Source organism: Bacillus ndiopicus, assembly GCF_000612805.1.
GTDB lineage: Bacteria > Bacillota > Bacilli > Bacillales_A > Planococcaceae > Metasolibacillus > Metasolibacillus ndiopicus.
This window is the reverse complement of record NZ_HG964417.1, coordinates 1-1,059: the sequence shown is the minus strand read 5'-3', so window position 1 is coordinate 1,059 and position 1,059 is coordinate 1. Positions and strand designations below refer to the sequence as shown.

Sequence of the window (1,059 nt, the reverse complement as noted above, 5' to 3'; positions counted from 1 at the left end):
GTTCAGTTTTCAAGGTTCATGGTGGAGCCTAGCGGGATCGAACCGCTGACCTCCTGCGTGCAAGGCAGGCGCTCTCCCAGCTGAGCTAAGGCCCCATTATTTTTATTAATATAGTAAGTGGTCGGGAAGACAGGATTCGAACCTGCGACCCCTTGGTCCCAAACCAAGTGCTCTACCAAGCTGAGCTACTTCCCGTTACTTTTATGGCGCGCCCGACAGGAGTCGAACCCATAACCTTCTGATCCGTAGTCAGACGCTCTATCCAATTGAGCTACGGGCGCTTTTTAAAATGGTGCCGAGGGCCGGAATCGAACCGGCACGGTAGTCACCTACCGCAGGATTTTAAGTCCTGTGCGTCTGCCAGTTCCGCCACCCCGGCACATATTGGAGCGGAAGACGAGGTTCGAACTCGCGACCCCCACCTTGGCAAGGTGGTGTTCTACCACTGAACTACTTCCGCATGTGCTAAAGAATTTTTATTCTGACAGTATATGAAATTAAATGGTGCGGGTGAAGGGAGTCGAACCCCCACGCCTTGCGGCGCTAGATCCTAAGTCTAGTGCGTCTGCCAATTCCGCCACACCCGCAGCAGACTATTTCTTTTTAAAATGGTGAGCCATGAAGGACTCGAACCTTCGACCCTCTGATTAAAAGTCAGATGCTCTACCGACTGAGCTAATGGCTCAAAAATGGTGCCGGCGATAGGAGTCGAACCCACGACCTACTGATTACAAGTCAGTTGCTCTACCAACTGAGCTACACCGGCATTTTGAATGGTGGAGGATGACGGGTTCGAACCGCCGACCCCCTGCTTGTAAGGCAGGTGCTCTCCCAGCTGAGCTAATCCTCCATATTTAAGCCTAGCAACGTCCTACTCTCACAGGGGGAAGCCCCCAACTACCATCGGCGCTAAAGAGCTTAACTTCCGTGTTCGGTATGGGAACGGGTGTGACCTCTTTGCCATCATTACTAGACTATTTTTAAAGACAAGATTTATTATAACACTTTTATTGTTATAGTCAAGTGTATTTTTACACTTTTTCTTGTTCTTTCAAAACT

9 tRNA genes and 1 rRNA gene are annotated in these 1,059 nt (G+C 49.9%); all 10 read right to left on the bottom strand.

Features of this window, described 5'->3' with window-relative positions:
• Window positions 1-19: 19 nt before the first annotated feature.
• Window positions 20-95: transfer RNA gene (locus tag TY13_RS19585), tRNA-Ala, on the bottom strand.
• A 23-nt stretch (window positions 96-118) separates the two neighbouring features.
• A tRNA-Pro gene (locus tag TY13_RS19580) sits at window positions 119-195 on the bottom strand.
• 9 nt (window positions 196-204) lie between these two features.
• Window positions 205-281: transfer RNA gene (locus TY13_RS19575), tRNA-Arg, on the bottom strand.
• A 9-nt stretch (window positions 282-290) separates the two neighbouring features.
• Window positions 291-379: transfer RNA gene (locus tag TY13_RS19570), tRNA-Leu, on the bottom strand.
• Between the two features lie 6 nt (window positions 380-385).
• Window positions 386-460, bottom strand: a tRNA-Gly gene (locus TY13_RS19565).
• A gap of 42 nt (window positions 461-502) precedes the next feature.
• Window positions 503-587: transfer RNA gene (locus tag TY13_RS19560), tRNA-Leu, on the bottom strand.
• A 22-nt stretch (window positions 588-609) separates the two neighbouring features.
• Window positions 610-685 (bottom strand) — tRNA-Lys (locus TY13_RS19555).
• A gap of 5 nt (window positions 686-690) precedes the next feature.
• A tRNA-Thr gene (locus tag TY13_RS19550) sits at window positions 691-766 on the bottom strand.
• An 8-nt stretch (window positions 767-774) separates the two neighbouring features.
• Window positions 775-850, bottom strand: a tRNA-Val gene (locus TY13_RS19545).
• An 8-nt stretch (window positions 851-858) separates the two neighbouring features.
• Window positions 859-974, bottom strand: a 5S ribosomal RNA gene (rrf, locus tag TY13_RS19540).
• Between the last annotated feature and the right edge of the window lie 85 nt (window positions 975-1,059).